The sequence below is a fragment of the Bradyrhizobium sp. HKCCYLRH3097 genome, from assembly GCF_051167875.1.
Classification (GTDB): Bacteria; Pseudomonadota; Alphaproteobacteria; order Rhizobiales; family Xanthobacteraceae; genus Bradyrhizobium.
The window spans coordinates 13840-33282 of record NZ_JBNPTX010000019.1 but is presented as its reverse complement, the minus strand read 5'-3'; the positions used below and the strand labels follow the sequence as shown (position 1 = coordinate 33282).

The 19443-nt window shown below is 66.7% G+C and carries 19 protein-coding genes, 1 tRNA gene and 1 pseudogene; 12 read left to right on the top strand and 9 right to left on the bottom strand.

The window, feature by feature from the left end:
• Window positions 1-44: 44 nt before the first annotated feature.
• Complete coding sequence (locus tag ACQR0U_RS31255) at window positions 45-1553, bottom strand: glycosyltransferase (protein ID WP_434842159.1); 1509 nt, start codon at window positions 1551-1553, stop codon at window positions 45-47.
• A 619-nt stretch (window positions 1554-2172) separates the two neighbouring features.
• The gene (locus tag ACQR0U_RS31250; protein WP_315715960.1) at window positions 2173-2670 is read right to left on the bottom strand and encodes a YchJ family protein; all 498 of its coding nucleotides are present in this window, start codon (window positions 2668-2670) and stop codon (window positions 2173-2175) included.
• A gap of 132 nt (window positions 2671-2802) precedes the next feature.
• Between ACQR0U_RS31250 and ACQR0U_RS31245 the strand changes: the two genes are divergently transcribed.
• Both ACQR0U_RS31245 and ACQR0U_RS31240 read left to right on the top strand, forming a co-directional pair.
• Window positions 2803-4041, top strand: coding sequence for a hypothetical protein (locus ACQR0U_RS31245; RefSeq protein ID WP_434845006.1), 1239 nt, complete (start codon window positions 2803-2805; stop codon window positions 4039-4041).
• Between the two features lie 533 nt (window positions 4042-4574).
• Window positions 4575-5609 carry a hypothetical protein gene (locus ACQR0U_RS31240; RefSeq protein WP_315750659.1) on the top strand — a complete coding sequence of 345 codons (1035 nt, stop codon included), beginning with the start codon at window positions 4575-4577 and terminating at the stop codon, window positions 5607-5609.
• A gap of 41 nt (window positions 5610-5650) precedes the next feature.
• Here ACQR0U_RS31240 and ACQR0U_RS31235 read toward each other — a convergent pair whose 3' ends face one another.
• Window positions 5651-5986 (bottom strand): MmcQ/YjbR family DNA-binding protein, encoded by a 336-nt coding sequence (locus ACQR0U_RS31235; protein WP_315750658.1) that lies wholly within the window; start codon window positions 5984-5986, stop codon window positions 5651-5653.
• Window positions 5987-6176: 190 nt separating this feature from the next.
• Between ACQR0U_RS31235 and ACQR0U_RS31230 the strand changes: the two genes are divergently transcribed.
• Window positions 6177-6785, top strand: coding sequence for a hypothetical protein (locus ACQR0U_RS31230; RefSeq protein WP_315716186.1), 609 nt, complete (start codon window positions 6177-6179; stop codon window positions 6783-6785).
• A 184-nt stretch (window positions 6786-6969) separates the two neighbouring features.
• Here ACQR0U_RS31230 and ACQR0U_RS31225 read toward each other — a convergent pair.
• From ACQR0U_RS31225 to ACQR0U_RS31205, 5 genes and pseudogenes are all read right to left on the bottom strand, one after another.
• Window positions 6970-7068 (bottom strand): annotated as a pseudogene (locus ACQR0U_RS31225) (HNH endonuclease); the annotation flags it as partial.
• Window positions 7069-7233: 165 nt separating this feature from the next.
• Entirely contained in the window at window positions 7234-7992 is a 759-nt protein-coding gene (locus tag ACQR0U_RS31220; RefSeq protein WP_315750657.1) for a DUF7168 domain-containing protein, read from the bottom strand.
• Between the two features lie 49 nt (window positions 7993-8041).
• Window positions 8042-8131 (bottom strand) — tRNA-Ser (locus ACQR0U_RS31215).
• 233 nt (window positions 8132-8364) lie between these two features.
• Window positions 8365-9024 (bottom strand): outer membrane protein, encoded by a 660-nt coding sequence (locus ACQR0U_RS31210; RefSeq protein ID WP_409998630.1) that lies wholly within the window; start codon window positions 9022-9024, stop codon window positions 8365-8367.
• Between the two features lie 471 nt (window positions 9025-9495).
• Window positions 9496-10635: an ROK family protein gene (locus tag ACQR0U_RS31205; protein WP_315715954.1), complete on the bottom strand. Its 1140-nt coding sequence runs from the start codon at window positions 10633-10635 to the stop codon at window positions 9496-9498.
• Between the two features lie 358 nt (window positions 10636-10993).
• Here ACQR0U_RS31205 and rplU point away from each other — a divergent pair, with 358 nt between their 5' ends.
• The 3 genes from rplU to ACQR0U_RS31190 all read left to right on the top strand — a co-directional run bounded on the left by rplU (window position 10994) and on the right by ACQR0U_RS31190 (window position 12512).
• Window positions 10994-11377 (top strand): 50S ribosomal protein L21, encoded by a 384-nt coding sequence (rplU, locus tag ACQR0U_RS31200; RefSeq protein WP_315715953.1) that lies wholly within the window; start codon window positions 10994-10996, stop codon window positions 11375-11377.
• A 138-nt stretch (window positions 11378-11515) separates the two neighbouring features.
• On the top strand, window positions 11516-11785 hold the full coding sequence (gene rpmA, locus ACQR0U_RS31195) for a 50S ribosomal protein L27 (RefSeq protein ID WP_315750651.1): 270 nt from the start codon (window positions 11516-11518) through the stop codon (window positions 11783-11785).
• A 139-nt stretch (window positions 11786-11924) separates the two neighbouring features.
• Complete coding sequence (locus ACQR0U_RS31190; protein WP_434842412.1) at window positions 11925-12512, top strand: GNAT family N-acetyltransferase; 588 nt, start codon at window positions 11925-11927, stop codon at window positions 12510-12512.
• Between the two features lie 174 nt (window positions 12513-12686).
• Here the strand turns inward: ACQR0U_RS31190 and ACQR0U_RS31185 are convergent, their stop codons facing one another.
• A complete protein-coding gene (locus ACQR0U_RS31185) occupies window positions 12687-13604 on the bottom strand; it encodes a DMT family transporter (protein ID WP_315825786.1) in 918 nt (305 codons plus the stop codon).
• 201 nt (window positions 13605-13805) lie between these two features.
• Here ACQR0U_RS31185 and obgE point away from each other — a divergent pair, with 201 nt between their 5' ends.
• The 6 genes from obgE (at window position 13806) to rlmH (ending at window position 19419) form a co-directional block, all read left to right on the top strand.
• A complete protein-coding gene (gene obgE, locus ACQR0U_RS31180; protein WP_315715949.1) occupies window positions 13806-14876 on the top strand; it encodes a GTPase ObgE in 1071 nt (356 codons plus the stop codon).
• A 144-nt stretch (window positions 14877-15020) separates the two neighbouring features.
• Window positions 15021-16157 (top strand): glutamate 5-kinase, encoded by a 1137-nt coding sequence (gene proB / locus ACQR0U_RS31175; RefSeq protein ID WP_434842413.1) that lies wholly within the window; start codon window positions 15021-15023, stop codon window positions 16155-16157.
• Window positions 16158-16231: 74 nt separating this feature from the next.
• On the top strand, window positions 16232-17521 hold the full coding sequence (locus ACQR0U_RS31170) for a glutamate-5-semialdehyde dehydrogenase (protein ID WP_315825784.1): 1290 nt from the start codon (window positions 16232-16234) through the stop codon (window positions 17519-17521).
• A gap of 66 nt (window positions 17522-17587) precedes the next feature.
• Window positions 17588-18211, top strand: a complete 624-nt coding sequence (locus tag ACQR0U_RS31165) for a nicotinate-nucleotide adenylyltransferase (RefSeq protein WP_315716185.1) — start codon at window positions 17588-17590, stop codon at window positions 18209-18211.
• Between the two features lie 311 nt (window positions 18212-18522).
• A complete protein-coding gene (gene rsfS / locus ACQR0U_RS31160; protein ID WP_315715946.1) occupies window positions 18523-18879 on the top strand; it encodes a ribosome silencing factor in 357 nt (118 codons plus the stop codon).
• A gap of 57 nt (window positions 18880-18936) precedes the next feature.
• Window positions 18937-19419 (top strand): 23S rRNA (pseudouridine(1915)-N(3))-methyltransferase RlmH, encoded by a 483-nt coding sequence (rlmH, locus tag ACQR0U_RS31155; protein ID WP_315715945.1) that lies wholly within the window; start codon window positions 18937-18939, stop codon window positions 19417-19419.
• Window positions 19420-19443 lie beyond the last annotated feature (24 nt).

The following is a 19443-nucleotide window of genomic DNA, read 5'->3' as shown; positions in this document are numbered from 1 at the left end:
CACGCACCGCTTGTTCAGGCTCGACGGCGTAGACAGCGGCCATCTCAGATCGCCTTGATCTTGAAGAACGCGAACACGACCATCTTCAGCAGCATCCAGCCGTGGCGGAAGCGGGAGATCTGGGTTTCGCCATAGCTGCGCGCGGCGTAGCGGATCGGCAGGTCGATCGATTTCAGGTTCAGCTTGGAGGCGCCGAAGATCAGGTCGAAATCGCCGAACGGATCGAAATCGCCGAAATAGGCCTTGCCGGCCTTGAGCCTGACATAGTCGCTGCGGCGGAGCACCTTGGTGCCGCAGAGCGTATCCGTGTAGCGCTGGTTCAGGAGCCACGAGAACAGATAGGAGAAGGTCTTGTTGGCGATGAGGTTGAGGAACCGCATCGCGCCCTCGTCCATCGGATAGACCAGGCGCGAGCCGTTGATGAACTCGCCCTTGCCGGAACGCAGCGCCTCGAAGAATTTCGGCAGTTGCTCCGGCGGCATGGTGAGGTCGGCATCGAGGATCATCAGCACGTCGCCGCGCGCGGCGTCGAACGCGGCGAACACCGCGTCGGCCTTGCCCTTGCCGGGCTGGCGCATCAGCTTGATGTCGTGATCGGGGAATGCCGCGCGCACCCGCTCCATCTCCTCATAGGTACCGTCCTGGCTGTGGCCCTCGACGAAGATGATCTCGACATCGTTGCAGAACGCCGCGATGCGCCGGACCGCCGGCTCGATGTTGCCGCGCTCGTTGCGCGCGGGGATGACGACGGTGGCCGAGCGGACGTCGTCGCTCACGCAGCGCAGCGAACGCGACACCAGATAGTGCCGCAGCGCCAGCGCGCGCAGGCCCGGCAGCACGCTGAGGAAGCGGTTGGCGAAACGGCCGAAGCCGTAGAGCCGCAGCGGCGAGAGCACGCGCTGCTCTGATTTGACGGGGTCGAAATCGGCCAGGTGCGCCAGGCTGCGCAGGTCGGCTGGCGACAGCACGTTCTGCTCCGGCTGCGGCATCCGCAGGCCCAGTGCTTCCGCAGCCTTCAGCAGCGGATACCAGAGGTGCGAGAAGTAGCCGATGACGAGTCGCGTCTCGCGCGTGCACAGCGGATGCAGCTGTTCGATGAACTGCTGGCAGTCGTCGAGCGAGCCGATGGTGTCGAGCACCAGGATGACGTCGAACGGGCCTGACACGGCGGCGAGTGTTGCCGGGTCCTCGGCATCGCCGACGACGAAGGTCAGGTGCGGATGCCGGGTGCGGGCGATCGCGATCTGCGCGTCGCTGAAGTCGATGCCGACGCCGTAGGACGGCTCGAGCGCGGCCAGGGTGTCGCCGAGGCCGCAGCCGATCTCCAGCACCCGGCTGCCCGGCGGAATCAGGAAACGCAGATAGCACGCGTCCTCGCCATGGAAGAACGATGCCTTGTCGCGCCAGCCCGCGCGTTCGGCAGCAAAGCGATTGGCATGCGCGAGGATGGCCGCCTTGCGCGGCGACAGCGGTCCGGGCGCAGGCGCCTCGCTTGCCGCGGCCGGTGGCCGCTCATGCTCGTCCTGCAGGACCTGACCATCCAACTCCGCCACTTGATACCATCCTCGTTTGGGGTTGCATCCTTCTAGGCCAGCCCGGTTGGGCGGAGTCAAGGCAAGTGACGAGGCGCTCGGCTCGCCACATTCGTCGCGGTGCTCACCCAGCAACCGGGCGCAGCGAAGCAGCCGACATCGTTCACGCGGCGCGTTCGCGCCCGAGTTTTGCGAGTCGTTCGCGCCCTCAAAATGCGAGGGCGCAGGGAAGGCCGGACCTCGACTGAGGCCCGTGGCCCGCCTGCGGAAAAAAATGCAGGCGGCAGGTACCACAGGTCCAGCCGGACAGATCCGGCCCTCCCTGCGCGATGGGTTGAACGTCTGCTCCGAGCTCTCCCCGGGGACCGGCTTGTTTGCCCCCGTCGCCTGCGCGACACGTCATGCCACACCGACTTAGCGCCAGCATCGGGGCGCCAGGACCACACGGCTTGAACGTCCGCGAGCTGTCCATCGTCCAGCGCATCAGCACCCGACAGACCCGCGGCCACCGCTCCCCGCCTCTACGTATCGTGACGACGCGTACGCCCCTCTGCATGAGGACGGGATGCGCGGATCAAACCATGATTTCTGAAAAATAGCAACAGAAATTTCGTTCATTCCGAATAATGGCCCACACAGCTCACCGCCCGCAGCAGAACTTGGATTTCTTGCCGCTGCCGCAGGGGCAGGGATCGTTGCGGCCGACCTTGGCCGCGCCGGCCGTCCGCTTCTGCTCTGTGACCACGGCCCGCGTGTCGCCCGAGACGAACCGCCAGGCGCCGTCGTCGTCGCGGCGGAACTGCGAGACCTCGTGGTGCTCGATGGTCCTGCCGCCCTCGCGATAGGTGGCGACGAAGCTGACCACGCCGTCAGCGTCGTCAGCCCCGCCGCGCGTCGTCGAGACGATGCGCAGGGAAAGCCAGGTCGCGCGCGTCGCCCAGTTATTTGCCGCGACGGCATCGAACGCGCGACGCTGGCCGGCCGCGAGCGTCGCTGCGATGTAGCCGATGTCGCCGCGCGTATAGGCTGTGTAGCGCGAGCGCATCAAAGCCTCGGCGGTCGGCGGCATCGCATCGCCACTGAGATAGGGACCGCAGCAGCGGTCGAAGGGAAGGCCTGAGCCGCAGGGACATGGCATGAAATTACGCTAGCACCGTTTCGGGGTTGATGAAATCTGACGGCGACGGCTGGCCTGCGGCCTTGGCCAGGAATAACGGTGGTTGTAACGAAACGAAGCCCATTCAGCTTGGAGGCTCGGAGCGTGAGGATAATGGTCGTGCGGCTCGTCTCGATCGTTGTCGCGCTGGTCGCCATGAACGCCGGTTACGGCGTCGCCGTCGAGCAGCCGGGACCCGATCGGATTTCGTCCATTCAGCGCGCCGTGTTTGCGGAGGGGCGGCTCTGGCTGCTCGATACCGGCGGCCGGCTGTCGAGCATGGCGGGGGGCGGTGAACGAAGCGACGTTGCTACGCCGGAGCCGGTGATCGAGTTATTCGTCCAGGATGGACGAGTGGCAATCGTGACTTGCCCGCAGGAGTTCTGCGTGCCGTGGACCTCCGTCGAGCGATGGACTGTGCGCCGACGGGATGGCGACGGTTGGGGAACGGTGGCCAATATCGCAACGAAGGGCGAGAAGTTCGTGGCCGCGACGTCCACCCTCTTGCTGACGGACAGCAGGATGATCGACCTGACCGGCGGTGAATTAGCGGAGACGGCACTTACATCGTCGTCCACGTCGTCGCGCGCCGCCCCAAGGCCGCTGAACGAGGGCAAGGATTTCAGGTTCGGCGGAGCCATCATGCTGCTGGAAGACGGCAGGACCATTGATCTCACCGAAGGCATGCCATGGGAGGCGGCTCCCCTCATGCCTTCCTCCAACCAAACGCTGGCACGCAAAAAGCCGTTGCGGAGATCGCCGGCCGCCAGCGTCCTCCTCACGGCGAAGCATGTCTTCGTCGGCTACAACGCCGGAGAATGGGGCGGCGGGCTGCAGCGGATCGATCGGATCACCGGGATCGTCTCCGATATCGACGATGTCGAGGGCGACCTGTGCGGCGGCAAGCTGAACCCCGAGTGCGATCCGGTCAACGGCATCGCAATCATTCCGTGGAAGCCGCATTGCATCGCCGTCGCGGTCGGGCTGATCCATATGGCCGCGCATGGGCGCATCGTGGAAGTGTGCGACGCCTCGATGCGGCAGCTCTATCAGCATGTCATCCAGGCACCGACGGATCAGACACCTGACGGGCGGACGCGGATCTCTTGGTTCGCCCAGACGACCGCATTCTTCGGGCTGCAGCGCCAGGGCGAGGATCTGCTCGCAATGGGACATGACGGCCTGTACCGGATCGGCCAGGGCGATGTGGTGCGACAGATTCCATTCCCAAACTTCAAGCCAATTGATGGCGTCGCGGTGAGTTTCGACATTCCTGGACTTGTGTTGCTGCTGACCACCGCCAACCGGCGCTTCTCGGTGAGCGGCAGCACGCCCATGCTGGTGCCGCGCTGAGTGTCACTCGCTCCGGCGAGGGATGACGCGCTCATGTTGAGGCTGGCCGCATAGACCATGTTCGACTATCGCACATCATCCGAACGGCTTGCGCGCCGGCCCACGCGTCGCGCCTCCGCTCACGCGCGAGTTGTGACTCCAAAGCCGCAGCTCGCGACTCTTCAGCTCGCACCGTCCCGCTACACGCGCCGCGCGGTTTCGAAACCGGCGAATCCGTGTTAACCATTGGTTAAGAACAAGGGTGTTGGGCAGATTGCTGACCGGCCCGGCCCCGCGCGGACCAGAACCTTCCGGGCGCCGCCTCATTACGCGGCGTCCGTGACCGCAGCCCACCGCATCATCGGCGGTTCAGGGCGCGTGAGATGCGAACGATTTCTTCGCGCGACGCCAGCCAGGCCGCAAGACACCTCAAGCCCGCCCTCGATGCGGGCCGCTGCTCACCTCCCGATCAGACGTGCACCCCGATGCCGGCGCGATCGGCGCTGCGTGCAAACGCAGCGTCGCGCCCATCACCACCGATTGGAGCAGCCCCGATGGCTGATGAGTCCGTAGTCGCATCCATCATTCCCTGGCAGCAGCCGAAGACGGCCAAGCCGCGTCCGAAGCGGGCCAAGGTCGTCAAGCCACGCCCGCGGCCCCGAGCCGACAAGGCCGAGAAGGCCAAGATGGCGGCGCTCGACGACGAGATGCTCGCGTCCGAGACGCTGATCATGCCGGATTTCCTGGACTACGTGAACGAGCCGGCGAAAGCTCCGGCCGTTGCCGAGGCGTCCCGCACGGGGGCGGCTGCCAGCGCGGCGGCCGCGGCGATCCCGGCCGCAGCGCCGCCGGCCACGATACCGCCGCGCGAAGCGTCGGCCGCGACCGAAGGCGAGGTCGTGCCGGCCGCCGCGCCGATCACGCCGGCAAAGCCCGCGCGCGCTGGCATCACCGCCTCGTCGGTCCTGCTGCAGCTGGCCGCACTGGCGCTGGCCGCGGTCGGCATGGCCATGAACGGCTGGTTCGCACACTCGCTCGGCTCGAACAGCACCGCGGGCTACATGTTTCTGGCGGTCGGCGTCACCGCCGACCTCGTCGCGCTGGTGATGCCGACCTGCGCCGCACGGCTGTGGCAGGCGCGCCACCGCGCCTCGGCACTGACCGGCTGGACGGTGTGGCTGATGACCTTCGTGTTCGCGGTCACCGCCGGCATCGGCTTCGCCTCCACCAACATCAGCGACGTCACCTTGGCGCGCGCCTCGCGCGTGACGCCCGCGGTGCAGGCCGCGCAGACGGCGCTCGCGGATGCAATGACCGCGCGCGACCGCGAGTGCAAGGGCGGCGTCGGCAAGTTCTGTCGGGAGCGCGAGGCTGCGGTCGCCGAGCGTCGCCTGGCGCTGGACGCGGCGATGTCCACGGTCAGCCAGACCGCCGATCCGCAAACCGAGGCCGCGATCAAGCTGGTGGCGTGGGTGTCGCGCGGCGTGGTGAAGCCCTCCGCCGACGACTTCGTCATGCTCCGCCTGATCCTGCTGGCGCTCCTGCCGCAGATCGGCGGCGTCCTGCTGATGGTCGGGCGGAGGGTATGAGAGTTCTTGTCGCCGCCGGCGATTGTTTCGCCGGGGTCGGCTCAGCGCTTGCTGCGGCCGCGTGAACGCTGCGGACGATGCGCGGCGCGCCACGCGCTCTCGAGCACGCTGCGCAGGCGAGCGGCGTCGACATCGGCGAGCGACACGGTGGTCCAGCCCTGATCACCCCATTTGTTCGGGACCCGGCGAAACACGCCGGGCTGCAGGCCGGCATGGTGCTCCTGCTCGTCGGGCGTGAGCAGGACGTTGGCGGATGCGCCATCGGCGGCGAGGGTCGCGAAGGTCCGGTGCAGCTTGAACGCGGTGCGATCGAAGTGAGGCGCCGCGGTCGTTCCGGCGAACGACAGGGCGAGAGCACGAAATTCGTCACCGGTCATCTCGACGCGCCTCGTGTGATCGTATTCGAACGATAGGACTAGCACCGGCCATGGCGGTCCGCCATACGGCGGACGTCGCGCCCTGCACGCAAACGTGAAGCCCCGGCATCCCGGGGCCTTGATGCAGGTCAAAACTATACGACCTCGTTTCTATATGGCTTGTCGCAGGATGGATCAGAGGAGAGCAGCCATGCCGGCACAGAGCACGATGCAGGTCTACCTGAACTGGGCCAGGGAGCGCCTCCACGAGATGGATGCCGCGCTGGAGTCGCTGGGGGTCAAGGCAGCCGAGGTCGAAGCAGCATCCAAGGTGAAGACCGAGGAGATCATGGCGGACTTGAAGAAGCGCCGCAGCGACCTCGAAGCCCTGCTCAAGACGCAAGCAGCGGCCGGCGAAGCCGCGATGGCCAGCGCGAAGACCGAGCTGGACGCGCATTGGGCTGGATTCGAGGCGCAGATGAAGGCCTATTTCGACGCCGCCGGCAAGCAGGCCGCCCAGCAGCAGGCGACCTTCAAGGACATCGCCGCCGCGCAGGCGACGGCATGGCGGGAGTCGGCTGACAGGTTTCGCGAGGCGGCGACCAAGGTGACGACGGTCGGCACCACCGATCTGGACGCCGTGCTGAAGCAGCTCAAATCCGACGCGGCAGAGGCCGGCGCCCATCTCGAGAAACTGAAACAGACAGGCAGCGAATCCTGGTCGGTGCTCAGCGCCGCCCTGAGCGAATCCCGCAAGGCGTTCGATCAGGCCAATCAGGCAGCTTGGAATGCGTTGAAGGGGCCGGGCGGGAAGAGCTGAGGCCGGTACGGCCAGAACGCCGCGACCCATCATGTGGCGCCGCCGCGAAACGCGACGCGCCCCGCAGCCAACGGATGGACGAAATGTGACGGGGTCGAGGGAAGCCGCAGCACCGCCCCAGGGCAAGCCTACCAGCGCGAGCGGACAGCGCCGCTCGGACTCACTCCCTGATCGAGTCACTGCCCTGCGCGCGGCCGAGATATTGTTTGGGAAATTGGTACTGCTCCGCCGGACTATCGTCGTAGATCGAATCAGTCCGATGCATGAAGACGCAGTAACTCATGCAGGCAGCTTAGCTGAGCGACTCGGATGGAAGCAAATGTCGTAGCCAGCCGAGATCGCCGTGTCGCTGCACTTGGGAGTACGACGCTGGACGTCGATGCACGACGCCGCAACCGGCTTGGGCCGTGCTTGAAAGACCCATAGCCGACGTCGAACCAGGCGTCCGTCAGCCTCGCTTCGAACTACCTGGCGGTGGCGCGCCGCTCACGCCCGGACTGATCGCGAGCGTGGTGCCGGCGGCACCTCCCGCTTCATAGGCCGCCGTCGACACCATCCGGCTCGTGCTGCGCGCCGACCGCAGCTTCAGATCGAGCTTGTCGAACTCGGCATCGACCACCGAGGTCTTGAGCACGACCAGCCCGCGGCCGCTGCTCTGGTTGATCTGATCCCGGGCCGCCTTCATCGCCACCAGGCGGTCGGCGATCGACACCACCATGCCGAGGGCGAAGGAGGCATTGGCGAGATGCCGGTCCTGGTGCCGGAACCGGCGGTACTCGGCCGAGGTCTTGTAGCGGCCGAGTTCGGCGCGCACGGCGTTGTCGATCAGCTCCGCCAGGTAGTGCGCAACCTCGACATCCGCGGGGAGACCGAAGAACACATAGCTCGCTTCGCCGGCCGGATTCTTCTCGCGCCAGACCCGGCAATCGCAGAAATGCGCGATCGCGCCGATGCAGTCATCGAGCGGAATGCGCTTCTTGCGATGGGTCTCATAGACCTTGCGCTCGCACGCCGACGCCCGCAGCTCGAGGTCGGACAGCGACAGGTCGTGGCGATCGAGCAGTTCGGCGACCTTGGCGGCCGCGGACAGCGCCTCGTCCTCGGTGCAGCCATTGGCGATGGTCTTGGCGCGCAGCGCCTGAATGCGGGATTTCAGCTTGTCGAGCGCAACAGGATCGGAAGCGGCAGGATCGAACGTCTGGCTCACCGCTCAAGGCCCATGACAAGCCCCGCCGGGAGGTGGCCGAGGGAGGAACTGGCGGAGAGGGAGGGATTCGAACCCCCGATAGGCTTGCACCTATGCCGCATTTCGAGTGCGGTGCATTCAACCACTCTGCCACCTCTCCAGGCGCAAATCAGGGGCGAGCCCCCGGGTCGGGCGTCGTTCTAGGGCACGATGCGGGGGGTGACAAGGCAGCCGGTCGAAATTTTCCCGGGGCTCGCGCATGCGCGCGCCATTGCGGTCCGCTCGGGGAAGCGGACCGCACGCGGCGGCTGAACGGCTACACCGCTCGGCCCCGCGCTCCGAAGGCCCCAGACTGACGCGGGCCTTCGAACCCGCTGGTCTGCGCCGCGCTCGTCAGCGGAACAGGTCGAAATGGTAGTTCAAGCCGAGCCGCACGGAGTGAATCTTGGCCGCTCGCCAGTCCGGCAGATCGTCGTGCTTGAGGTCGGTGTAGAGGTATTCGAGCTTGGCCGACCATTTCGGCAGGAACGCCCATTCGGCGCCGCCGCCCGCGGTCCAGCCCATCTTCATCTTGTGGGTCGGCCCGTCCTTCAACTCGCCGGCCGCAAGTCCCGCCGTACCATACAGCCACAGGCGCTGGTCGAGCACCGCGATGCCGGCGCGCGCGCGGCCGGAGGTGAGCCAGGGCATGCTGACGGCCGGATTGACGAGGTCGGCCTTGCGCGAGAGACCGGTGAATTCGAGATCGTTCTCGATGCCGACCACGAACATCGGCGAGATCTGGTAGTTGTAGCCGGCCTGCAGGCCGCCGATCACGCCGGACAGCTCACCGCCATTGGCGCCGGCGGCGTTCGTGAAGGAGTCGTTTCCGGTGAAGGCGCCGCCGACATTGGCGCCGGCATAGAAGCCGGTCCAGGAAAACGGTGCCGGTGCGGCGGCATAGGCCGGCGCCTTGTAGGTGGTCGCCGCCAGGTCGGCTGCCTCTGCCCCGCCGAGGCCCAGCGTCGCCGCCGCCACCGCAGCCATCCAGCCTCTCGCCCGTCTGATCATCATGTCCTCACACTCCACCCGGCGCGAGATTGCGCCGTCAAATCCCACCCCATTTGGGATGTCCATTTATAAACCGACTAGACGGTTTGTAAATGGACTTGATTTATACCGACGACGATTTCTCCTGCCGTTGCGGACGCGGCGGCTGGCGACGGAGGCCAGGAGACAAAGGTGGGACCGCCGTACGCTGACACATACCGGCGGTCCCGTGTCGCTACATCTTGGGGAAACCGACGGAAGAGACGGGGGTCAATCCGGCCGGCCTGAGCGACGCCGGCGACCCTGAGCCATCTGCGCGTGCATCGCAATGCGAACCGTTCCTTAACCTAACCAGTCAAGGTTACCGGGTTCCAGGCCATCCGACTGGTTGTACGGCGGTTTTCCGCACGTCTGGGAGCGCGGAGGCGTCCTGTTGCAGTGCGGCATGTCCTCCCCTCCGGACCACCGAGAGACATGGCGCGGCCGCGCCAATGCTCAATCCTTCTTCTTCTTGGCCGCCTTCTTGTCGTCGGCCTTGTCCTCCTTGGCCTTGTCGTCCTTGTCCCTGCGGCCGTTCTCCTTGCGGCGGTTGGTAAAGCGGGCATTGCCCAGGCCGGTGCCGATGGTCAGCACGCCCCAGCGCTCGAACTCCTGCATGAACGGCACCTCGGAGAGGCCTTGCACGACGCCGTCATTGTGCATCAGCACCGCGGTGTCGTGATCGCCGATCATCGGGATCGCCTCGACCAGGCTGGCCGGCAGGTTGAACTTGCTGCTCTCCCAATTGCCCGGCAGGTTCTGCGCGCCCTTCTCGATCGAGCCGTCCTCGTTGATGACGCCGGGACAGGCGATGCCGATGAAGGGCGCCAGCCGCAGGTCCTCGGCGTTCGCCTCCTCGATCAGCTCCTTCAGCATCTTGGCGAGCCGCTTGACCGCACCTTCCCGCGTGGGTTCGTCATCGGCATGACGCCAGAGATCGGACTTCCACACCGACGCTTTCGACAGGTCCGGGGCCTTCTTGCGCGCGGTCTCGACCACGCCGCAGCGGATGTTGGTGCCGCCGATATCGACCGCCAGGATGCTGTCATGGGCCTCGAAGATCCAGGACGGCGCCAGATGCAGCGCGCCGATCAGGCCGGCATCGTCGGGATGATAGCGGATCGGCTCCAGCTCGACGCCAAAACCCTCGTCCTTGAGGATGATCTCGGTGCGCGCGATCGCGAGCTCGCCGAGGCGAGAGTCACGAAGACCGCCGCCGACCACGATGCATTCGGTCTTGGCCCAGGCCTTGGTGCGCAGGAAGCGCCGGGTGACATGGGCGAGCTCCTGGGCGAATTCCTCGATCGCGGAGTGCACCACGGCCGAGGCCTCGGTGTCGTCGCCGACCAGGATCTCATCCAGCGCCTTCTTGCTGATGGTCTCGCTGTCCTCGTCGCCGAACGGATCCTTGCCGGATTTGCGCAACGGCTTGCGCCAGCGCTCCAGGATCTTGCGAAAGGCGCCCTTGGAGGCGCGGTCGCCGAGGAAGCCGTCCTCGTCCTTGAGCTCGATGTTGAAGCTGTCGATCTCGACCGTCGGCAGCCGCGCGGCGCCGTGGCGGGCGATGCCCGTGGTGGTCATGACGTCGTCGGCCATGCGATCCTGCCCTGTTGTGCGTTGGGCTCGGACAACGGCGGAGGGAACAGTTGGTTGCGGGTCCGGTGCGCCGGGTCGAGCGAATGGCGGCAGGGATCGGCGGGATCCGGGCATCCCGTCCGACCGGCAACCGGCCATTCACCTTGACTCGCCGGCTCACCCCGCTATAAGCGCCCGATCGACCGGCGCGGGCGTTCCTGCGCCGTTTGTCGTTGCGCCCTTTCTCGAGGCCTCAAAGCCTCGGGCGCGACTTCCGGCTCCAATCGGGCCGGACCACATGAACCATAACGACTGAACAAGAAGCCGACCCGGGGCCATCGCGCTCTGAGGCCGGGATCGAACACGAAGGATGAGAACGATGTTCGCAGTCATCAAGACCGGCGGCAAGCAATACCGCGTCGCCCCGGATGATGTGCTCGAGATTGGCAAGATCGACGGTGAGCCCGGAACGATCGTGCAGCTGAACGAGGTGCTGGTGGTCGGCGGTGATACGCCGGTGCTGGGCATCCCCGCGGTGGCCGGCGCGTCCGTGGCCGTCGAGGTGCTGGACCACAAGCGCGGCCCCAAGGTGATCGCGTTCAAGAAGCGCCGCCGCAAGAATTCGCGCCGCAAGCGCGGCTACCGGGACGAGCTGACCTTGATCCGCGTCTCGGAGATCCTGACCGACAACGCCAAGCCGACCAAGGGCCCGCGCCCGAAGAAGGTCAAGGCGGAAGCCCCGGCGGCCGACGCCGCCGAGTAAGCGTGCCGGCGCGCGTCTCGCGCGCCGCACCGGCTTGACCTCATCGCGCGTGGATTTTTCGTCCGCGCAGGTTGCAAATGTGAATGATCCCTTAGCGGAATCGCGCTAAAGGTGATCGCAAGAGATCGGAGACGAGCGATGGCTCATAAAAAGGCAGGCGGTTCATCCCGCAACGGACGCGACTCCAAGGGCAAGCGCCTCGGCATCAAGGCGTTCGGCGGCGAGCGCGTGATTCCCGGCAACATCATTGCGCGTCAGCGCGGCACCACCTGGCATCCCGGCCTCAACGTCGGCATGGGCACGGACCACACGATCTTCGCGAAAATCGAGGGCGTCGTCGAGTTCCATGACCGTGCCAACCGCACGTTCATCTCGGTACGTCCGGTACTCGCCGAGGCTGCTGAGTAGAATACGGTGGAACAATTCGCGTCCGCCGGGTCCTGACAAACCGGCGGAGCGCCAGATGGCTCCAGGGGAGGCGGGACAACCGGCCTCCCCTTTTCATTTTCGCTGATCAGTTGATCCCGAAGCGTCGATGGAGCCCGACATGCTGCAGGACATCACCACTCCCACCTTGCGCGAGGCGAGACCTTGCGTCCTCGAAACCTCCCGGCTGACGCTGCGTGCGCCGGTGCTCGCGGACGTGACAGCCATCGCCCGGCTCGCCGACGACCGTGTTATCGCCGAGAATACCCGCCGCCTGCCGCATCCCTATTCGGAGGTCGATGCCGCTCGCTTCGTTCGCGCGCTGGAACAGACGGGTGAGACCGCCTTCCTGATCGAGCATCTGGACACGCCGATCGGCATGGTCGGGATCAATCGAGCAGCAACGGGCCGTGCCGAGCTCGGCTACTGGCTGGGCGTTGCGCATTGGGGCCGCGGCTTCGGCACCGAAGCCGCGCGCGCCGCGATCGACCATTTCTTCGAGACGAGCGAGGACAATTTGCTGATCGGGCACGCCCGCGTCAGCAACCCAGCCTCGCGCAACATCCTGGAAAAGTGCGGCTTCCAATGGACCGGCGTCGAGCTGCACCGCTTCGAGGTGATCGGCTCGTCCGCCCCGGTCGACGCCTTCCGCCTGACCCGCGGCGTCTGGTCCTCGCTGAAGGCCTGGGCCAATGCGGGGCGGCGGTAGGAGGCGGGAACACCCTCCCTGGAGGGGGAGGGTCGATCGCACGCGAAGCGGGCGAGCGGGGTGGGGTGATCTCTCCACGCACGCTGGTGCCAGAGGAGAGATCACCCCACCCCGCCTCACGTGTCGCTTCGCTCCGCGTGAGGCGACCCTCCCCCTCCAGGGGAGGGTCGCATCTCAGGCCGGCGGATTCACCGCACCCTGGCCCTGCCCCAGGCTGCGCTCGCGCAGATAGATGTACAGCCCAGCGCCGATGATGATGGTGGCGCCGATGATGGTGGCGGGATGCGGCACGTCGCCGAACACGACGAAGCCGAACAGCACGGCCCAGACGATCATCGTGTACTGATAGGGCACGACCACCGAGGCCGGCGCCAGCTTGAGCGAGCGGTTGACGCAGAACAACGCGGTCACCGAGATGAGGCCGGCGGCGGCGAACAGCACCAGGCTGCCGGGCGTCGGCGTCACCCAGCCGAACGAGGACATCGCGGCGCCGAGCAGGAAGGTCCCGACGAACTGCGACGACGCCATCACGATGTCGGGCGTCGCGCGCAGGCTGCGCGTGATCAGCATCAGCACCGCGAACGACAGACTGCCGCCGAGTGCGATCAAGGCCGGCAGGCTGAAGGTCTGCGCCGAGGGCCGCAGCGCGATCAGCACGCCGCAGAAGCCGATCAGGATCGCGGTCCAGCGCCGCCAGCCGACATGCTCGCGCAGCACCAGCGCCGACAGCGCGGTGACGAAGATGGGCCCGGCGAGATAGTAGGTGATGACGTCGGCGAGCGGCAGATAGACGGTGGCGAGGAAGAACGCCGCGACCTCGAGCGTCGACAGGATCACGCGCACGAGCTGCAGCCAGGGGCGCTCGAGCTGCAGGAACGCGGCGCGGTTGCGCCAGATGAACGGTGCGAGCAAGAGCAGCGCCGCACAGGCGCGCAGCCACAGGAGTTGGCCGACGGCATAGGTCGACACCAGGAACTTGCCGAGGGCGTCGCCGAACGAGAACATCGCAATCGACAGCAGCATCAGGCCGATGCCGGCCAGCCGCGCCGAGCGCTCGTCGTTGGCGGTGGAGATTCGGGACAGCACGCTCATGATGGGGCTGCCTTATCAGGCACGCCGCCGCGGCTCCAGCCCTTCCGCATGGCGCGTCATGCAGCCCTGCTGCAACCCCTGCGCACGCCTTGTCCACGCGCTGCGCAGCGCGGCTTTACCGCTCGAAATTAAGGCTTCGGGTCGAATTAAACCCATTCCGCGGTTGCCGTGGGGACCCGCCTCGCCTACGTAGGACGCATCATGAAATTCCTCGATGAAGCCAAGGTCTATGTGCGCTCCGGCGACGGCGGCAACGGTTGCGTTGCGTTCCGGCGCGAGAAGTTCATCGAGTTCGGCGGGCCGAACGGCGGCAATGGCGGCCGCGGCGGCGACGTCATCATCGAGGCCGTCGACGGCCTCAACACCCTGATCGACTACCGCTACCAGCAGCATTTCAAGGCCCAGAAGGGCGAGAACGGCATGGGCAAGGACCGCCATGGCGCCGGCGGCAAGTCCGTGGTGCTGAAGGTTCCCGTCGGCACCCAGATCTTCGACGAGGATCGCGAGACGCTGATCCACGACTTTACCGCGGTGGGCGAGCGCTTCGTGCTGGCCGAGGGCGGCAATGGCGGCTTCGGCAACGCCCATTTCAAGTCGCCGACCAACCGGGCGCCGCGCAACGCCAATCCCGGCCAGCCCGGCGAGGAGCGCTGGATCTGGCTGCGCATGAAGCTGATCGCCGATGCCGGCCTGGTCGGCCTGCCCAATGCCGGCAAGTCGACCTTCCTGTCCAAGGTCTCCGCCGCCAAGCCGAAGATCGCCGACTATCCGTTCACCACGCTGCATCCGCAGCTCGGCGTCGTGAACGCCGACGGCCGCGAGTTCGTGCTGGCGGACATTCCCGGCCTGATCGAGGGCGCGCATGAGGGCGCCGGCCTCGGCGACCGTTTCCTCGGCCATGTCGAGCGCTGCCGTGTGCTGCTGCACCTGGTCGATGCCACCTGCGAGCACGCCGGCAAGGCCTACAAGACGGTGCGGCACGAGCTCGAAGCCTATGGCGGCGAGCTGACCGACAAGGTCGAGATCGTCGCGCTGAACAAGATCGACGCGGTCGATCCGGACGAGCTGAAGAAGCAGAGGGACCGGCTGAAGCGCGCCGCCAAGAAGACGCCGCTGCTGATTTCCGGCGCCACGGGCGAAGGCGTCAAGGAAGCTTTGCGCAAGCTCGCCGACGTGGTCGGCGAACAGCCTGTGTCCCTCAAGGCCAAGAGCACGACCGAGAGCGCCGCGACCGAGGAGCCGTGGGCGGCCCCAACGTCACCGCAGGGCTGAACTGAAGCCAACCTTGCCTCGCAGGCCCTCGCTTGCGACACTCGCCGCCATCCATCAACACTTGAGCCCCGTCCCGTGCGGACCGCGTGTCAGCCACGCACCTCTCATCACGATGCGAGGGCTCGAACCGACCCCGTTCACGCCATGGTACCCCGTCTCGAAAATTTTCGCCGCATCGTCGTCAAGGTCGGCTCGTCGCTGCTGGTCGATTCCGAGGCCGGCGAGGTCCGCGCCTCCTGGCTCGCCGCGCTGGCGGCCGACATCGCCCGGCTCCACAGCCGCGGCTGCGAGCTGCTGGTCGTATCCTCGGGCTCGATCGCGCTCGGCCGGAGCCGATTGAAGCTGCCGCGCGGACCGCTGAAGCTGGAGGAGAGCCAGGCGGCCGCCGCGGTCGGCCAGATCGCGCTGGCGCGGACCTGGTCGGAGGTGCTCGGCGCTCATGGCGTCAGTGCCGGCCAGATCCTGGTGACGCTGCAGGACACCGAGGAGCGCCGGCGTTATCTCAACGCCCGTTCGACCATCGCCAAGCTCCTGGAATGGCGCGCGGTGCCGGTCATCAATGAGAACGACACGGTCGCGACCGCCGAGATCCGCTATGGCGACAATGATCGCCTCGCCGCCCGTGTCGCGACCATGGCGAGCGCCGATCTGCTGGTGCTGCTGTCCGATATCGACGGCCTCTACACCGCGCCGCCCGCGCAGGATCCGAATGCGCGGCTGATCCCCGTGGTCGAGAGCGTCACCGCCGACATCGAGGCCATGGCCGGCAGCGCGGCTTCCGAGTTTTCGCGCGGCGGCATGCGCACGAAGATCGAAGCCGCCAAGATCGCCACCACTGGCGGCACCCACATGCTGATCGCCTCCGGCAAGATCGAGCACCCGCTGGCCGCGATCGCCAATGGCGGCCGTTCCACCTGGTTCCTGACGCCGGCAAACCCCGTCACCGCGCGCAAACGCTGGATCGCGGGTTCGCTGGAGCCGAAGGGCACGCTGACGATCGACGCCGGCGCCGTGACCGCGCTGCGGGCGGGCAAAAGCCTCTTGCCGGCCGGCGTCATCCGTGTCGATGGCCAGTTCGCCCGCGGCGATGCCGTGGTGGTGCGCGGCCCCGACACCCATGAGATCGGCCGCGGCCTCGTTGCCTATGACGCCGACGATGCCGAGCGGATCAAGGGCCGTTCGTCGCCGGACGTGGCCGTCATCCTCGGCATCTCCGGCCGCGCCGAGATGATCCATCGCGACGATCTGGTGATCGGCCCGGCAGGTGCCGGTCAGGTCTGAGACCGCGGCACCAGCGTTCGCAAACGGCCGAATTCCGTGCTACTGGAGAGCCTTAATTCAAGGTTGAAACGCCCATGACCGCGCCTTTGAAAGCCATCGACGGCAGCGCCGATCTGCCTGCGCTGATGAACGACCTCGCCAAGCAGGCGCGCGCCGCCGCGCGCGTGCTGTCGCTGGCACCGGCCGCGCAGAAGAACCGGGCGCTGGAGGCGATGGAGCGGCTGATCCGGGCCCGCGCGGACACGATCATCGCCGCCAATGCCGAGGACGTGGTCGAGGCCAAGGCCGCCGGCATCACTTCCTCCTTCCTCGATCGCCTGACCTTGACCCCGGCCCGCGTCGCCGCGATGGCCGACGGCATCGCCGCTGTGCGCGAGGTCGCCGATCCCATCGGCATCGTCACCGAGAGCTGGCAGCGGCCGAACGGCATGACCATCGAGCGCGTGCGGGTGCCGCTCGGCGTGATCGGCGTGATCTTCGAGAGCCGCCCCAACGTGGCGGCCGATGCCGGCGTGCTGTGCCTGAAGTCCGGCAATGCGGTGATCCTGCGCGGCGGCTCGGACTCGTTCCGCTCCTGCCGCGCCATTCACGAATGCCTGGTCGAAGGCCTGCGCGAGGCGGGCCTGCCAGACGCGGCGATCACGCTGGTGCCGACGCGCGATCGTGCCGCCGTGGGCCTGCTGCTGTCCGGCCTGAACGGCGGCGTCGACGTCATCGTGCCGCGCGGCGGCAAGAGCCTCGTCGCCCGCGTCGAGGCCGAGGCACGTGTGCCGGTGTTCGCGCATCTCGAAGGCGTCAACCACGTCTATGTCGACGGCGCCGCCGACCTGGAGATGGCCAAGTCGATCGTGCTGAACGCCAAGATGCGCCGCACCGGCGTCTGCGGCGCGGCAGAGACGCTGCTGGTCGATCGCGCGGCCGCCGACAAGATCGAGCCGCTGGTCGACATGCTAATTGGCGCCGGCTGCGAGGTGCGGGGCGATGAGGTCGTGTGCGCGGCCGATGCGCGGGTGAAGCCGGCCAGCAACGAGGACTGGGACACCGAATATCTCGACGCGATCATCGCCGCGAAGGTCGTCGACGGCGTGGAGGGCGCGATCGCCCACATCCACGCGCACGGCTCACACCACACCGACGCGATCGTCACCGATGACAATGCGGCCGCCGACAAGTTCCTCAACGAGGTCGACTCTGCGATCGTGCTGCACAACGCCTCGACCCAGTTCGCCGACGGCGGCGAGTTCGGTTTCGGCGCCGAGATCGGCATCGCCACGGGCAAGTTCCATGCGCGCGGCCCCGTCGGCGTCGAGCAGCTCACCAGCTTCAAATATCGCATCCACGGCACCGGGCAGACGCGGCCATGACGGCCGCATCCTGTGGTTGAGTTGCACGAGCAGCAGGCGGGGGCAGCCGTGACCGACGCCACAGCCATGCGCCTTGCGATCCGCCAGGCGCTGCCGCCCCACAGTGATGGCATGCGCATCGGCCTGCTCGGCGGCTCGTTCAATCCGCCGCACCAGGCGCACCGCGCGATCAGCCTGTTCGCGCTGAAGCGGCTGCAGCTGGACCGTGTCTGGTGGCTGGTGACACCGGGCAATCCGCTCAAGAACAATGGCGGGCTGCATGCGCTGGCCGAACGCGCCGAGGCGGCGCGCAAGGTGGCCGCCGATCCGCGCATCGAGATCAGCTGTCTCGAATCCGTCATCGGCACCCGCTACACTGCCGACACGATCGATTATCTGCGCCGGCGTGCATCGCGCTTGCGCTTCGTGTGGATCATGGGCGCTGACAATCTCGCGCAGTTCCATCGCTGGCAGAAGTGGCGGCACATCGCGGCCCAGGTTCCGATGGCCGTGGTCGATCGTCCGCCCCGCAGCTTCCGCGCCCTGAACGCGCCCGCCGCACGCGCCCTGGCGCGGTATCGCATTCCCGAAGCGCAAGCCAGCCGTCTGGCCGACCGCGCCGCTCCAGCCTGGGTCTACCTCACCGGCCTCAAGCTCAGCCTGTCCTCGACGGGCCTGAGGAACCCGGACGGCAGTTGGAAGTCGTTCTGAAAGGCCGCGCGTTCGCCATCGCGCGCGGCATCGGATATGCATGGAACTTGCCGTCTCCGCTACGGTCCGAAGCGGGGACGGCCTGGACGGTGTCGGGCCGGACGACCGGGGTACTGGATTGTTGAAACCCTTAACCCCACATGCCTAATATGGTCAGCAGGCCGGGTTGGATTCGGCCTGCGATACAGTGAAAGGAATGGTCCCTGACCACATCTGTATTGTCCCAGTCGGCCTTACCGAAGACGAAGGCAACGACTACCAAGTCGGCGACGGCCAAGTCAGCGCGTAAGACGTCGACCCAAGATGCGGCCTTGCAGGCGCAACCCGACGCCGACAAGACCCTGCGCACGATCCTCTCCCGCCTCGAAGACATGAAGGCGGAGGAGACGGTCACGATCGATCTTCACGGCAAATCGGCGTATTCCGACTACATGGTCATTACTACGGGCCGCTCGAACCGGCACGTCGGATCGATCGCGGAAAACGTCGCCAAGGGCCTGAAGGAAGCCGGCACCAAGAAACTCCACATCGAGGGCCTGCCCAATTGCGATTGGGTGCTGATCGATTCCGGCGACGTGATCGTGCACGTGTTTCGACCCGAGGTTCGCGAGTTCTACAATCTCGAGCGATTGTGGACCCAAGGGCCGAACCCGGCCAAGGCGGTCTAGGCGGTCCCACGCCGCGGCGGGTGCGAATCGTACGGCGCACGTGCTAGTCGGGTGCGCATGCGCCTGATCGTGGTCGCCATCGGCCGGTTGAAGCAGGGTCCCGAGCGGGAGCTCGCGGAGCGCTACCGCGAGCGTTTCGACGACATCGGCCGCAAGCTCGGCTTTCGCGGCCTCGACATCCATGAAATCCCGGAAAGCCGCGCGCGCGATGCGGCGACGCGCATGACCGAGGAGGCCTCCGCGATATCGGCGGCGATCCCCGACAAGTCCGTGCTCGTCTGTCTCGACGAGCGTGGCCGGAACGTCGACAGTACAACTTTTGCGGGTTATCTTGGGCGCTGGCGGGACGAAGGCATTCCGGCTGCCGTCTTCGCAATCGGCGGCGCCGACGGACTTTCGCCCGATTTGCGGCGCAGAGCCAAGCTTGGGGTTGCGTTTGGCGCCGCCACCTGGCCGCACCAGATCGTCCGCGTCCTGCTGCTCGAGCAGATTTACCGTACTGCTACGATCCTTGCCGGTCACCCCTATCACCGCGCTTGAACAAGGGACGATGGGAGCACAATA

Coding starts and splice junctions, on each gene's coding strand:
- ACQR0U_RS31165 (WP_315716185.1), top strand. CDS start 17,588: ATGCGCCTTGCGATCCGCCAGGCGCTGCCGCCCCACAGTGATGGCATG.
- ACQR0U_RS31230 (WP_315716186.1), top strand. CDS start 6,177: ATGCCGGCACAGAGCACGATGCAGGTCTACCTGAACTGGGCCAGGGAG.
- ACQR0U_RS31190 (WP_434842412.1), top strand. CDS start 11,925: ATGCTGCAGGACATCACCACTCCCACCTTGCGCGAGGCGAGACCTTGC.
- ACQR0U_RS31235 (WP_315750658.1), bottom strand. CDS start 5,986: ATGACCGGTGACGAATTTCGTGCTCTCGCCCTGTCGTTCGCCGGAACG.
- rpmA (WP_315750651.1), top strand. CDS start 11,516: ATGGCTCATAAAAAGGCAGGCGGTTCATCCCGCAACGGACGCGACTCC.
- ACQR0U_RS31245 (WP_434845006.1), top strand. CDS start 2,803: ATGGTCGTGCGGCTCGTCTCGATCGTTGTCGCGCTGGTCGCCATGAAC.
- ACQR0U_RS31240 (WP_315750659.1), top strand. CDS start 4,575: ATGGCTGATGAGTCCGTAGTCGCATCCATCATTCCCTGGCAGCAGCCG.
- rlmH (WP_315715945.1), top strand. CDS start 18,937: ATGCGCCTGATCGTGGTCGCCATCGGCCGGTTGAAGCAGGGTCCCGAG.
- ACQR0U_RS31205 (WP_315715954.1), bottom strand. CDS start 10,635: ATGGCCGACGACGTCATGACCACCACGGGCATCGCCCGCCACGGCGCC.
- ACQR0U_RS31170 (WP_315825784.1), top strand. CDS start 16,232: ATGACCGCGCCTTTGAAAGCCATCGACGGCAGCGCCGATCTGCCTGCG.
- obgE (WP_315715949.1), top strand. CDS start 13,806: ATGAAATTCCTCGATGAAGCCAAGGTCTATGTGCGCTCCGGCGACGGC.
- rplU (WP_315715953.1), top strand. CDS start 10,994: ATGTTCGCAGTCATCAAGACCGGCGGCAAGCAATACCGCGTCGCCCCG.
- ACQR0U_RS31210 (WP_409998630.1), bottom strand. CDS start 9,024: ATGATGATCAGACGGGCGAGAGGCTGGATGGCTGCGGTGGCGGCGGCG.
- proB (WP_434842413.1), top strand. CDS start 15,021: ATGGTACCCCGTCTCGAAAATTTTCGCCGCATCGTCGTCAAGGTCGGC.
- ACQR0U_RS31250 (WP_315715960.1), bottom strand. CDS start 2,670: ATGCCATGTCCCTGCGGCTCAGGCCTTCCCTTCGACCGCTGCTGCGGT.
- ACQR0U_RS31185 (WP_315825786.1), bottom strand. CDS start 13,604: ATGAGCGTGCTGTCCCGAATCTCCACCGCCAACGACGAGCGCTCGGCG.